The following is a 12,752-nucleotide window of genomic DNA, read 5'->3' as shown; positions in this document are numbered from 1 at the left end:
CACTCCTGTTGCTATTCAGTCTTATAATCTATTAGTTTTTGAGGTCCTTCTAAAAGAACACGTATCACCTTCAATGTACCGTCCTCGGTAGTGGCGATCTGCCATTTTATAAGCGCTATGGCACCGTTTTCTATCTCCAACCCTGTAATACTTCGGGGATGAACACAACTGCCGTCATTAAAATAAGCAATATCCCCGGGCTCGGGGAAACGGGGTCTGTGAGTATGCCCCGTGATCGTAAACAAATTGTTGTTGTCTATGATCCATTTTTTAGTCCGACGCTCTACTTTAATAAGCTCCTTATAATTTTTTGCCGGACTCGTTGGATCGCTTATCCCGAACACCTGTAATTGGCGCCATAAGGCACGTACCATAAACCGGTTGAACTTCCACCCGCGGTAATTCATCCAGTCTGCCTGATGTCCGTGAAGCATGAATAATTCCTGTCCGGTAACTTCGTGTTGTAACACCAATCCTTCCGAAAAAGAAATATTAGGGAAAAGTGGTTCGTCTTGCCCTGTCACCTTGTTGAAATATTGATACAAGTTCTTTTCGACATAGCGCTCGTTCATATAGACCATATCGTGGTTTCCAACCAGCCGGTGCAAGCGCGATTCGGCAAAAAACAATCGCAATAAGGTAAACACATTTTTATGAGCTTCCAACACCGACTTAAACTCGATATTCTCCCATAGTTCGTCTCCATCGCCCAGTTCGCAATAGGTAAAACCTTCGTTGTAATAATGCTTTAAGGCATGATAATAGATATTCCGGTTGTTTGCAAAATCGTCGGCAAAGCTATTGTCTCCACGGTGACAATCGCTAAAAACAATAAACTTTGAACTGTCGTTAAAAGAAATCCGGGGTGCATTTTTATACGCACGACTAAATCGGGTTTGTGAAGACATGGGACTTTACTTTTTTTAAAGATACAATTTGAAGGCAGTATTCAGAAAATAGCGCATAAAAAAGCTTCCTATTTTAGGAAGCTCGGCTTTAGTCTTAAAAACAGTATCCTATTTAAAGGCGTTTAATCCGGTTATGTCCAGCCCGGTGATCAATAAGTGAATATCGTGTGTTCCTTCATAGGTGATCACACTTTCAAGGTTCATAGAATGCCGCATAATACTGTATTCGCCGGTGATTCCCATCCCTCCGAGGATCTGTCGCGCCTCACGGGCAATATTGATAGCCATTTCCACATTATTCCGTTTTGCCATTGAGATCTGCGCCGAAGTTGCTTTCCCTTCATTGCGAAGCACGCCTAATCGCCAGGCCAATAATTGAGCTTTAGTGATCTCGGTGATCATTTCGGCCAATTTTTTTTGCTGAAGTTGAAACGCCCCAATAGGTTTTCCAAACTGAATACGTTCCTTGGAATATCGCAATGCTGTATCGTAACAATCCATGGCAGCACCTATCGCACCCCAGGCAATTCCGAAGCGCGCAGAATCAAGACACCCAAGGGGAGCACCCAATCCTGATTTGTTTGGTAGAAGATTTTCTTTCGGTACTTTTACATTGTCAAAAATTAGTTCCCCAGTGGCTGAAGCCCGTAGGGACCATTTTCCGTGAGTTTCTGGAGTACTGAAGCCTTCCATTCCGCGTTCTACAATCAAACCGTGCACGCGTCCGTTTTCATCCTTGGCCCATACCACGGCGATCTGACAAAATGGAGAATTCGAGATCCACATTTTGGCACCATTCAGTAAATAATGGTCGCCCATATCTTTGAAATTGGTGGTCATGCCTCCCGGATTAGAACCGTGATCCGGTTCGGTTAATCCGAAAGACCCCATCCATTCTCCCGAAGCCAGTTTAGGCAGGTATTTTTTGCGTTGTTCTTCGGTGCCGTATTTCCAGATAGGATACATCACCAGGGAAGACTGCACTGAAGCTGTACTGCGTACCCCGCTGTCACCACGTTCAATTTCCTGCATGATGAGTCCGTAAGCGATCTGATCCAGTCCTGCCCCTCCGTATTCCTCGGGGATATAAGGTCCGAAGGCTCCAATTTCTGCCAATCCGCCAATGATCTCTTCGGGAAATTCTGCTTTTTGAGCGTATTCTTCAATGATAGGAGATACGTCACGTTTTACCCATTCACGGGCAGCTTCGCGTACTAATTTATGCTCGTCGGTTAAAAGATCATCTAAGTTGTAGTAGTCGGGTGCTTCAAAAAGGTCGGGCTTCATTCGGATTCCATTTTTGTGAAGCACAAATTTAAGTATTGCGGTGAAATAACCTATGTATTCGCTCTAAAATCTTTATCAAATTCAGAAGTTATTTATTCAGAAATTCAGCCAGCAAACGATGAAAATGATGTACCCCTTTTTCCCGGCTCGGAGAGAACCTACCCGCTTTGTAGAAAGAGGAATTTACTCCTTTTTGCACATTTTCGACCACGAATTCATCTTCCCGTTCTACTTTTTCCAGAGCACTTCCGGCACCTTTATCCAGTTTAGACGGATCGTATACATAGGAAATAAAAGATACTTTCGTTCGGTTGATCGAGAGCGGCTTTACAATATTTATAGATAAGCCCCAGGGATAGAAATTAAACATCATATTGGGAAAAACCCAGTAGTAGTAAGCCGCAACATTTTTCCCGTGGTCGATATGGCCTTCAGGAAGGTCAAAAACTTCGGTGGCCTCATCGGTATAGCCAATTTGAAGGTTACAATAGTCGTAAACCTCGGTGGTATAACTTCCGTAATCCAGAGTTTCGTTTAGACCTTCATGTACAAAAGGTATATGAAAACCTTCCAGATAATTGTCGCAATATAAAGCCCAATGTGCATGGACGAGAAAATCCTTCGATAAAGAAGCATCGTGATAGAATTCAGCAATAGGAAGAAAACCGACACGTTCTTCCATTTTATCGATCACTTTTTTGAAGTTGATGCTATCGTCCAAACCGGCAAAAAGTAAGGGTCCCCATTGTAATAGAGGAAACCGATGGAGATCATCGCATGGCCGTGGAAAGTCTTTAGCGTCTTCGAATTCGGGCATGCTTTCAAAGGTTCCTTCCAATGAAAATCGTCTGCCATGATACGAACAGATCAGTTTTTTAAACTTACCGGAGTGTAGCGCGACTTTGTTTCCGCGGTGGGTACATACATTACTCAAACAATGTAGGGTATCGTCCGAATCTCTGGAAAGTAAAAGTGGTTCGGTTAAAAAACCCTCTAAAAGCACAAAAGGATATACAGAATGTGGCAAAGCGACCCTGTTCTCATCACCTATCCACTGCCAGGATTTTAGAAACACTTTCTTTTTTATAGCCTCAAAAACAGAAGCATCTCTGTAAAATGAAGCCGGTAGTGTTTCTGCTTGAGTAATATCGGGATGTATAGTGTACTGATGTGTCATTCCTTTTATTCGTGTATCTTTCGTATCGATAAATGTAAGTAATTATAATATAAGTCCTTATACGAACACAACTATGACCAAAAAAACACAAAAAATTGGATTGCTGGTTTCTACTTCGCTAGTGATAGGAAACATGATAGGAGCCGGGATCTTTGTATTGCCCGCTTCCCTTGCTAAATACGGTGGAATAAGTATTCTGGGGTGGATCTTTTCTGCAGCCGGAGCGCTCATACTCGCCAAAGTATTTAGTAATTTCAGTAAAATATTAGTGGGAAGAAGCGGTGGGCCCTATACCTTTTCTCAAGCCGGATTTGGTGATTTTATCGGATTTTTAGTTGCCTGGGGGTATTGGATCTCTTGTTGGGTAGGGAATGCAGCCATCGCATTGGCGGCGATTAGCGCACTAAGTTTTTTCTTTCCAGTATTGGAGACCAATGCGAATTATGCCATTCTTGCGGGCTTGAGTTTAATATGGTTTTTAACCTGGATCAACTCCAGAGGGATCAAAGAATCGGGAAAAATTCAGATACTTACAACGGTGTTAAAGTTAATACCGCTGGTTTTAATTATTTTGATGGGTGCCTTTTTCTTTAGCGTTGAAACCTTCCCGGAGTTTAATCTAACCGGTGAAAGTAACCTCGCAATTTTCCCAGTAGTCGCTGTACTTACACTCTATGCATTTTTAGGGATAGAATCGGCAACCATACCGGCCGGTAATGTGAAGGATCCGGAGGTAACTGTGCCAAGAGCAACCATGTTGGGAACGATCATAACCACTTTGGTTTATATACTTAGTACTATCGTATTATTTGGAATTATCCCAAACGAGGTATTAAGTGAGTCGCCCACGCCTTTTGCAGACGCAGGTGAACTCATTGGTGGTAAATACGTGGGATATCTTGTTGCTGCCGGAGCAGCCATAGCAGCTATTGGAGCGTTAAACGGTTGGATATTAATTACCGGACAAATGTCGATGGCAATGGCTAAGGATGATCTGTTCCCTAAGCTATTTAAAAAGTCAAACAGTAATGGGGCGCCCTTAATTGGCTTAATTATAGGGAGTGTTTTAACCTCTGCCCTAATGCTTATGAATTTTACAGAGGGTTTGGTAGACCAATTTGAATTCGCTCTTTTGCTAACCACACTAACCTGTTTGGTGCCTTATTTATTTGTTTCGGCATCTTATGTTTTGGTCCTGATCGAAAAGAAATTTAATGCCGGCAGTTTTCTAAAAACATTTACACTCGGTATACTAGGATTTGCCTATTCGATGTGGTCAATTTATGGTTCGGGACAAGAGACTGTTTTCTACGGATTTTTATTGCTTTTTTCGGGGGTGCCTATTTATTTGATCATGAAATGGAATCACAAAAAAGACTCCGGGAAAGAGCTAGAAAAGTAATTTAAATTACATCTTTAAATAGAATTCCCGAACCAGATCGCAGTAATCCTGAGTATAATTGTGTCGGGAATGCTCAATGACCAATGATGTCATTTCAACAGTTGTTTTCTGAAAGCTGAATTCCATTAAACTGCGTTTTACTTCGGAAGTGTCTGTCCCCCGAACACGACAGATCCGTGTGGGAAAGAGCTTCACTTCGGAAGCCAGGGCGATGAAAGTTTGTTCCTCTTTCTTCGGAATAATAGTAGAAAAGATACCCTCTTCACTAAGCAACACCGAAACATGATGAAGCAGATCCTTAAAAGGCAGGGCATCGGCAAAACGAGCCGTATTTCGTGCGGGGTCTTCGGTTACATAATTATCGGAATAAAACGGCGGATTGGAAACAATAAGCTCATAGCGATCGTCGATCTCCTCGGTAAATTCTTCCAAAGACGCATGGTAGCAGAAAAGCCGATCGCCCCATGGAGAAGCTTCAAAATTTTCGACACATTGTTCATAGGCAAGATCATCGATCTCGATGGCATCAATGAGTTCTGCTGTTGTGCGTTGTGCAAGTTGTAAGGCAATTATTCCCGTGCCGGCTCCTATATCCAAAACACTTAAGGGGCGGTGATCTATAGTTGTCCATGCTCCTAATAAAACCCCATCTGTTCCTATCTTCATCGCGCAGCGATCCTGAGCAACGACAAATTGCTTAAATGTAAAAGGTTCCATCTAAAGATATAATTCTATGAGACCCTCAGGAACATTCAGATGAATGGTCTTTAGATCTCGATCCACTTTTTCTATAAAGGAATCATTAATGGGAATAAGGATCTCCTTTCCGTCGCGGTCTATCACGAATAAATGTTGTGCAGTATTGTCATTGACCCCCATAATGGTCCCAACTTCACCGAAAGAGGCATCGATCACTTTAAATTGGTTAATCTCGTGATAATAGAATTTATTTCCGCTGAGTTTCGGTAACAGGGACAGGGGAAGATAGAGATCGGTTCCCAGCATGGCGTCGGCATCAGCTTCATTTTCCACTTCTTCAAATTTTACTCGCAGCAAACTGGATTTGTGAAGCGAACTATTCTCAATAAAAAATGGAACCAAATTTTTGTGCTTTTCCACAAAAACCGATTCCATATTTAAAAATTGTTCGGGGTCGTCTGTATCGAGTTTGATAAGCAACTCCCCTTTAAAACTATACTTCTTAACGATCTTGCCTACGAAGAAACAATCCTTCTTTTGCATATCGCCATTTTAGTTTTACTCTTCTTCTTTGCTGGCTTCCGCCTTAGCTTCTTCGGCAACTTCTTCGGTTGCTTCAGCCTTCACTTCTTCAGCAGGAGCTTCTTCCGTTGCAGTTTCTGCTTCAGCAGTAGCTTCAACAGCTTCTTCAGTAGCTTCCCCTTCGGCAAGTTCTCCTTCAGCAGGGGCTTGTGCTTCTGCAATTCGCGCTTCATTTACTGCTTTTTCGGCAGCCAAAGCCTCAGCTCTTTCTTTTTCCTTGGCATCAGAAAGCTTTGTGCGTTTGTTTTCAACCGCTTTCGCTTTTTCTTCCAACCAGGCATTGAATTTTTCTTCGGCTTGTTCTTCGGTAAGTGCTCCTTTACGTACACCACCGGCAAGGTGATTTTTCAGCATAGCTCCTTTATAAGAAAGGATAGCTCTTGCTGTATCTGTAGGTTGCGCTCCGTTTTGAAGCCATGTCACCGCGCCATCAACGTTTAATTCGATATGTGCAGGGTTAACATTCGGATTGTAAACACCAAGTTTTTCAAGGTATTTACCATCTCTTTTCGCACGACCATCGGCCGCTACGATCCAGTAAAAAGGTTTTCCTTTTTTACCGTGTCTTTGTAATCTTATTTTTACAGGCATAAAAATTAATTTTTGGGGTACCCGACCCCGGTTATAATTAAGGACGGCAAAGATACTATATTTTTTATATGAAACTCAATAGATTAAACTTTTTATTTTACATTTGTGACAAACCTGTTTACCCAAATTGCTATGAAAAGATTTATGCTATTGATTCTTGCCGTTGTCCTTTTCAATGGATGTGAAGATCTGGAAACCAACACCCCTGCCATGCAGGGCTCCCTCGATAATGCATTTTTTGAAGCCACAGATGCCAGAGCTTCAGAAAACGAAGACGGATCCTTTACTATAATAGGTATTACAGACAATGAAACACTTACCCTGAAAGTGGCCGCGGGAGAGGAGCGCACGTATAATCTGGGCGGCGAATCTCCCAACTATGCTTCTTTCGAAAATTCATTGGGAAATATCTACAGCACTAACCCCGAAGGGGAAGGACAGGTAATTATTTCCAATTGGGACACTACCAATGAAACCTTATCGGGGACCTTTAGGTTCAATGCAGTATTAGCAGGGCTCGACACTTTAAACGTACAACGCGGTGTGTTTTTTGAAGTGCCTTACGGAACGGGGATCGTGGAAGAGGGTACGCCTCCAAATGCAGGAACGTTCCTAGCCGAAATAGACGGTACACCTTTTAATCCTTTTACAGTTACTGCGGTTGACAGCGGAAATTCCATCGTGATTGCAGGTTCTACTTCATCAACCACTATACTTATCCGTATGCCGATAGATGTAATGGCAGGATCTTATAGCCTTACCGAAATAGGATTTCAAGCGAGCTATACCGACGGAGTAAACACACAACCCGCTACCGCCGGTACTGTTTTGGTCGTAGAACATAATCCCGGTCAGCGTCGTATTAAAGGGACGTTCTCATTTGAAACGGCCTCCACTACCATTTCACTTGGACAGTTTAATGTGGTTTACGAATAATAAGCCATCTTTTTTTGTTAAAATTTGGTGTATTTCAGTGCCAAATATTCCCTGAGGGTTAAACTTTGTTAATTCGTATTAAACTTGGGTTAAATATTCTCCTAAGCCCTTTATTTGTGCTATATTAGAGTATGCCGAGTAAAGAAATGCGAAGATTTTTCCTCGGTTATTTATAAACTTTCTTCGCGTCATTTAAAACGAAAAGAAGATGAAGTATACAGAGAAAATGTCGAATAAGTTAAATGAACTTTTAGAAAAGAATTACGATGCCGAAAAAGGCTATAAAAAAGCCGCTGAGATCGTTGAAAATCCACAGTTAAAATCCTTCTTTAAGGATCAGGCCCAAAACCGATACGATTTCGGCCACGAGTTAAAATCGGAGATCCGGAATTATGGAGAAACACCGGAAAAAAGTGGAAGCTTTAAAGGTGCTACACACCGTACCTGGATGGATATAAAATCTACCTTTACTTCAAACGATGAGGAAGCCATTCTGGAAGAAGTAGTTAAAGGTGAAAAAGCGGCCAAAGAGGAGTATAACGAAGTAATCAATGATACTACCTTGCCGCCAACAACTCAAAGTATTTTGAGCAAGCATAAAGAAAGTATCGATGCTGCAATTCGAAATGCCAAGAATTTTGAAGTAGTTGTATCCTAAAAGATATTGCTATGAAAAAGAGGATCCCGCCGTTGGCGGGATTTTTTTGTTTATAAAAAGCGATAACTGTTTACAACTTTACTTCCGCTTGTACGGCTGTTTTTTTACTTTTACTTTTTGCTGAAGAATCCTCTGAAACCGAGCCCATGTACCTGATTTTTGATACCGAAACCACCGGACTCCCCAAACGCTGGGATGCCCCGGTTACCGATAGCGATAACTGGCCACGTTGCGTACAGATCGCCTGGCAGTTGCACGATGCCATGGGAAATATGGTGGAACATCAGGATTTTTTGGTAATCCCCGACGATTATAATATTCCTTTTGACGCCGAAAAGATCCATGGTATTTCCACCGAGCTGGCTAAAAAAGAAGGTGAACCTCTTGCCGAAGTGCTCCGGAAGTTTTCTGAAGTGCTCTCTAAAACGAAATTTATCGTAGGACAAAATCTTGGCTTCGATATCAACATCATGGGGGCCGAGTTTCACCGACTTGGACTCAAAGATCCCTTGCCCAAGCTTCCTGTTCTTGATACCTGTACCGAAACGACCGCTCAACTCTGTCAGATCCCGGGAGGTAGAGGAGGAAAATTTAAATTGCCCACACTTACCGAACTGCACGAATTCCTTTTCGACGAGCCCTTCGCCGAAGCCCACAATGCAACCGCCGATGTAGAAGCAACGACCCGTTGTTTTCTGGAATTGGTTCGTCGACAAATATTTACTGAGGAAGAACTGGATGTACAACCCGATTATTTCAATGAATTTTCAGAGGCCAATCCGCAGCCTATAGAATTACTCGGTTTAAAACACATTAACCTTCAAAAGGCTTCAGAGAAGATCCGGAAAGCTATGGAAGCGGCATCCGAAACACAGGAGATCTCTTCCGAAGAAATAAAAGAAAATATTGCCACGCTCGAAGACCTGCCTTTTGCGCATCTTCACAACCATTCGCAGTTTTCCATACTTCAGTCCACCTCTAGCACCATGGACCTGGTGAATGCCGCTGTAGCCGATAATATGCCGGCCGTTGCACTTACCGACAGCGGAAATATGATGGGAGCCTTTCATTTTGTGCGGGCGGTGAACACCTATAATCAAGGCCTTTCAGAAGAAGACAAGGGAAAGGAGCTCAAAGCTATCGTAGGTTGCGAATTCTTCGTATGTGAGGATCATCTTAACAAATCCCATAAGGACAACGGTTACCAAATCGTTTTGCTGGCAAAGAACAAAGAAGGGTATCACAACCTTGCCAAAATGGCTTCCATTGCCTATACCGAAGGCTTTTATTATGTGCCACGGATTGACAAAAAGATTATAGAACAGTATAAAAGTAACATCATTGTACTCACCGGAAGTTTATACGGGGAAGTGCCCGGGAAGGTCCTCAATATTGGTGAAGCGCAGGCCGAAGAGGCTTTGATCTGGTGGAAAGAACAATTTGGTGACGATCTCTATATGGAGATCATGCGCCACGATCAGGAGGATGAACGCCGGGTGAATGAGGTATTGATAGAACTCGCAAGAAAACACGAGGTTAAACTTGTGGCCTGTAACAACACCTATTACATCAATAAGGAAAACGCCAACGCACACGATATTCTCCTCTGTGTAAAGGATGGAGAAAAGCAGGCTACTCCTATTGGGCGAGGAAGAGGCTATCGCTATGGTCTTCCTAATTCGGAATACTACTTTAAGTCGCAGGAGGAAATGAAGGAATTGTTCAGTGATCTTCCTGAGGCCATTGAAAATATTTCGGAAGTGATCGGAAAGATCGAATCCTTTTCACTGGCGCGCGATGTACTGCTTCCCAACTTTGCCATTCCCAAGGAATTTCTTCATCTGGAAGATGCCGATGGAGGCAAACGCGGAGAGAATGCATACCTAAGACACCTCACTTATGAAGGTGCCAAAAAGCGTTATGGTGAGATCACCGAGGAAATAAAACAACGTCTGGATTTTGAGCTGGAAGTCATAGCCAATACCGGATACCCCGGATACTTTCTTATCGTTCAGGATTTTATAGCTGAAGCCCGTAAAATGGGCGTTTCGGTAGGTCCGGGGCGAGGTTCGGCCGCAGGAAGTGCGGTGGCCTATTGTCTCTGGATCACCAATATCGACCCCATTGAGTACGACCTCCTTTTTGAGCGCTTTTTAAATCCGGATCGTGTAAGCATGCCCGATATCGATATCGATTTTGATGATGAAGGTCGGAGTAAGGTCATGGATTACGTGATCGAAAAGTACGGCAGCAATCAGGTAGCACAGATCATCACATACGGTACCATGGCCGCAAAATCTTCTATCAGGGATACGGCTCGGGTGCTGGATTTGCCGTTAAATCAGGCCGATCGAATCGCAAAGCTTATTCCCAACATGACCAAACTGAACAAGATCTTCGGATTGAGTGACAGTGAGTTGCGGAGTAAATTCAGAAGTGATGAGTTGCCGAAGGTGAACGAATTGCTCAACCTCTCGGAAGGAGACGACCTGGAAGCCGAAACCATTAAACAAGCAAAAGTGCTGGAAGGGTCGGTGCGAAATACCGGGATTCACGCCTGTGGAGTGATCATTACCCCCGATGATATTACAAATTTCGTTCCGGTAGCCACGGCCAAAGACAGTGACTTGTATGTCACCCAGTTTGATAACTCGGTGGTGGAAAGCGCCGGACTTTTAAAAATGGATTTTCTCGGCCTTAAAACCCTTACCCTTATCAAGGATACCGTGAAGATCGTTAAGCACAAACACAATATCGATCTGGATCCCGATGCCTTTCCATTGGATGATGAGAAGACGTACGAACTCTTTCAACGAGGTGAAACGGTAGGGATATTTCAGTACGAAAGTGCGGGGATGCAAAAGCACATGAAAGACCTGAAACCGACGGTCTTTGCCGATCTTATTGCCATGAATGCCCTGTATCGCCCCGGACCAATGGAATATATCCCGAGTTTTATTCGCAGAAAGCACGGGGAAGAAGAAATTACATACGACCTCCCCGCTATGGAGGAATATTTAAAGGAAACTTACGGAATTACGGTCTATCAGGAGCAGGTGATGTTGCTGTCCCAGTCTCTTGCCGATTTTACCAAGGGTGAGGCAGATGTACTTCGGAAGGCGATGGGGAAAAAGCAAAAAGCGGTGCTGGATAAGATGAAACCCAAATTCATCGAGCAGGCAGCTGTAAAGGGTCACGACCCCGAAAAACTCGAAAAGATCTGGAAAGACTGGGAAGCTTTTGCGAGTTATGCCTTTAATAAATCCCACTCTACCTGCTACGCCTGGATCGCTTATCAGACCGCCTATCTAAAAGCACATTATCCGGCCGAATATATGGCTGCGGTGCTTTCCAATAATATGAGTGACATCAAGCAGGTGACCTTCTTTATGGAAGAGTGTAAGCGTATGGGATTGGAAGTTCTTGGTCCCGATGTAAATGAATCCTTTTATAAGTTTACGGTAAACGATCAAGGAGCCATACGTTTTGGGATGGGCGCCGTAAAGGGCGTGGGCGGAAATGCAGTGGCTACCATCGTAGAGAACCGAAAGGACGGCAAATACAAGAGCGTCTTCGATCTCTCGAAGCGTATCGATCTGCGGGCAGCCAACAAAAAAGCTTTTGAAAACCTGGCGCTGGCGGGAGGTTTCGACAGTTTCGACACGCACAGAGCACAGTACCTTCACGACGACGGGGACGGCGTGATGTTTATAGAAAAAGTATTGCGGTATGCTGCCAAGTATCAGGAAACTCAGAACTCTTCGCAGGTAAGCTTATTTGGGGATGCCAGTGAAGTGCAAATCCCCGAACCCGAAGTTCCGCCTTGTGAGGAATGGGGAACCATGAAAAAACTGAAACAGGAAAAAGAAGTGGTTGGGATCTATATTTCGGGGCATCCTTTGGATGACTTTAAGATAGAAATGAAGAGTTTTACCAATTGTAGGGTATCCGATTTTAATCATCTGGAGGATTTTGTAAACAAAGAGTTGTGTTTTGGCGGGATCGTTAGTGATGTTCAGCATAGAGAGAGCAAGGCCGGAAAGGGTTGGGCGATCTTTACGGTGGAGGATTACGAAGACAGTTATGAGTTTAAGATCTTCGGAGAGGAATATTTAAAGTTTCGTCATTTTCTGGTGCCCAATTCCTTTATCTACGGAAGGGTATTTGTAAAAGAAGGCTGGGTAAACCGGGATACCGGAAAAAAGGGCGAGCCGCGATTGCAGTACAACAGCATGCAAATGTTGCATGATGTGATGGATAAGCAGGCGAAAAAACTGACCATACAATTGCCCATAGATCAGGTAAAGGAAGACCGTATAAAACATCTGAAGGATCTTTTTAAAATGCATAAGGGTGATAAGCAGTTGCATTTTGTGGTCTACGAGGTGGAAAACAAACTAAAACTGAATATGCCCAGCCGCAAGCACAAAGTCGCCATAAGCAGAGAACTGTTGGACGAACTGGAAAAGGAGCAAGTGCGGTATAGGTTGAATTAATGGTTGATTTAAACAA

General features: G+C 43.4%; 10 protein-coding genes. 4 read left to right on the top strand and 6 right to left on the bottom strand.

The features are described 5' to 3' along the window. Positions 1 to 11: 11 nt before the first annotated feature. The 3 genes from ALE3EI_RS03185 to ALE3EI_RS03175 form a co-directional block, all read right to left on the bottom strand. Positions 12 to 908, bottom strand: a complete 897-nt coding sequence (locus ALE3EI_RS03185; RefSeq protein WP_186990773.1) for a metallophosphoesterase family protein — start codon at positions 906 to 908, stop codon at positions 12 to 14. A 108-nt stretch (positions 909 to 1,016) separates the two neighbouring features. After that, positions 1,017 to 2,195: an acyl-CoA dehydrogenase family protein gene (locus ALE3EI_RS03180; protein WP_186990771.1), complete on the bottom strand. Its 1,179-nt coding sequence runs from the start codon at positions 2,193 to 2,195 to the stop codon at positions 1,017 to 1,019. 88 nt (positions 2,196 to 2,283) lie between these two features. After that, the gene (locus ALE3EI_RS03175; protein WP_186990770.1) at positions 2,284 to 3,372 is read right to left on the bottom strand and encodes an aromatic ring-hydroxylating oxygenase subunit alpha; all 1,089 of its coding nucleotides are present in this window, start codon (positions 3,370 to 3,372) and stop codon (positions 2,284 to 2,286) included. Positions 3,373 to 3,445: 73 nt separating this feature from the next. Here ALE3EI_RS03175 and ALE3EI_RS03170 point away from each other — a divergent pair, with 73 nt between their 5' ends. Continuing rightward, on the top strand, positions 3,446 to 4,774 hold the full coding sequence (locus ALE3EI_RS03170; RefSeq protein WP_186990768.1) for an amino acid permease: 1,329 nt from the start codon (positions 3,446 to 3,448) through the stop codon (positions 4,772 to 4,774). Between the two features lie 6 nt (positions 4,775 to 4,780). Here the strand turns inward: ALE3EI_RS03170 and ALE3EI_RS03165 are convergent, their stop codons facing one another. From ALE3EI_RS03165 to ALE3EI_RS03155, 3 genes are read right to left on the bottom strand one after another with little or no spacing between them, the layout of a single operon-like run. Continuing rightward, a complete protein-coding gene (locus ALE3EI_RS03165; protein WP_186990766.1) occupies positions 4,781 to 5,491 on the bottom strand; it encodes a tRNA1(Val) (adenine(37)-N6)-methyltransferase in 711 nt (236 codons plus the stop codon). Beyond that, positions 5,492 to 6,016: a ribosome maturation factor RimM gene (rimM, locus tag ALE3EI_RS03160; protein ID WP_186990764.1), complete on the bottom strand. Its 525-nt coding sequence runs from the start codon at positions 6,014 to 6,016 to the stop codon at positions 5,492 to 5,494. 15 nt (positions 6,017 to 6,031) lie between these two features. Next, entirely contained in the window at positions 6,032 to 6,646 is a 615-nt protein-coding gene (locus ALE3EI_RS03155) for a 30S ribosomal protein S16 (protein WP_186990762.1), read from the bottom strand. Between the two features lie 132 nt (positions 6,647 to 6,778). Here ALE3EI_RS03155 and ALE3EI_RS03150 point away from each other — a divergent pair, with 132 nt between their 5' ends. The 3 genes from ALE3EI_RS03150 to dnaE all read left to right on the top strand — a co-directional run bounded on the left by ALE3EI_RS03150 (position 6,779) and on the right by dnaE (position 12,736). Next, positions 6,779 to 7,582 carry a DUF6252 family protein gene (locus ALE3EI_RS03150; RefSeq protein WP_186990760.1) on the top strand — a complete coding sequence of 268 codons (804 nt, stop codon included), beginning with the start codon at positions 6,779 to 6,781 and terminating at the stop codon, positions 7,580 to 7,582. 208 nt (positions 7,583 to 7,790) lie between these two features. Next, complete coding sequence (locus tag ALE3EI_RS03145; protein ID WP_186990758.1) at positions 7,791 to 8,240, top strand: ferritin-like domain-containing protein; 450 nt, start codon at positions 7,791 to 7,793, stop codon at positions 8,238 to 8,240. A gap of 146 nt (positions 8,241 to 8,386) precedes the next feature. Then, positions 8,387 to 12,736: a DNA polymerase III subunit alpha gene (gene dnaE, locus ALE3EI_RS03140; protein ID WP_186990756.1), complete on the top strand. Its 4,350-nt coding sequence runs from the start codon at positions 8,387 to 8,389 to the stop codon at positions 12,734 to 12,736. Positions 12,737 to 12,752 lie beyond the last annotated feature (16 nt).

The organism is Constantimarinum furrinae, from assembly GCF_014295415.1.
GTDB lineage: Bacteria > Bacteroidota > Bacteroidia > Flavobacteriales > Flavobacteriaceae > Constantimarinum > Constantimarinum furrinae.
The sequence above is the reverse complement of the archived record's forward strand: the minus strand, read 5'-3'. Positions and strand labels throughout refer to the sequence as shown.

Bases quoted from the DNA above. Each gene is read 5' to 3' on its own strand.
- ALE3EI_RS03185 (WP_186990773.1), bottom strand. From the start codon at position 908: ATGTCTTCACAAACCCGATTTAGTCGTGCGTATAAAAATGCACCCCGG.
- ALE3EI_RS03180 (WP_186990771.1), bottom strand. From the start codon at position 2,195: ATGAAGCCCGACCTTTTTGAAGCACCCGACTACTACAACTTAGATGAT.
- ALE3EI_RS03175 (WP_186990770.1), bottom strand. From the start codon at position 3,372: ATGACACATCAGTACACTATACATCCCGATATTACTCAAGCAGAAACA.
- ALE3EI_RS03170 (WP_186990768.1), top strand. From the start codon at position 3,446: ATGACCAAAAAAACACAAAAAATTGGATTGCTGGTTTCTACTTCGCTA.
- ALE3EI_RS03165 (WP_186990766.1), bottom strand. From the start codon at position 5,491: ATGGAACCTTTTACATTTAAGCAATTTGTCGTTGCTCAGGATCGCTGC.
- rimM (WP_186990764.1), bottom strand. From the start codon at position 6,016: ATGCAAAAGAAGGATTGTTTCTTCGTAGGCAAGATCGTTAAGAAGTAT.
- ALE3EI_RS03155 (WP_186990762.1), bottom strand. From the start codon at position 6,646: ATGCCTGTAAAAATAAGATTACAAAGACACGGTAAAAAAGGAAAACCT.
- ALE3EI_RS03150 (WP_186990760.1), top strand. From the start codon at position 6,779: ATGAAAAGATTTATGCTATTGATTCTTGCCGTTGTCCTTTTCAATGGA.
- ALE3EI_RS03145 (WP_186990758.1), top strand. From the start codon at position 7,791: ATGAAGTATACAGAGAAAATGTCGAATAAGTTAAATGAACTTTTAGAA.
- dnaE (WP_186990756.1), top strand. From the start codon at position 8,387: ATGTACCTGATTTTTGATACCGAAACCACCGGACTCCCCAAACGCTGG.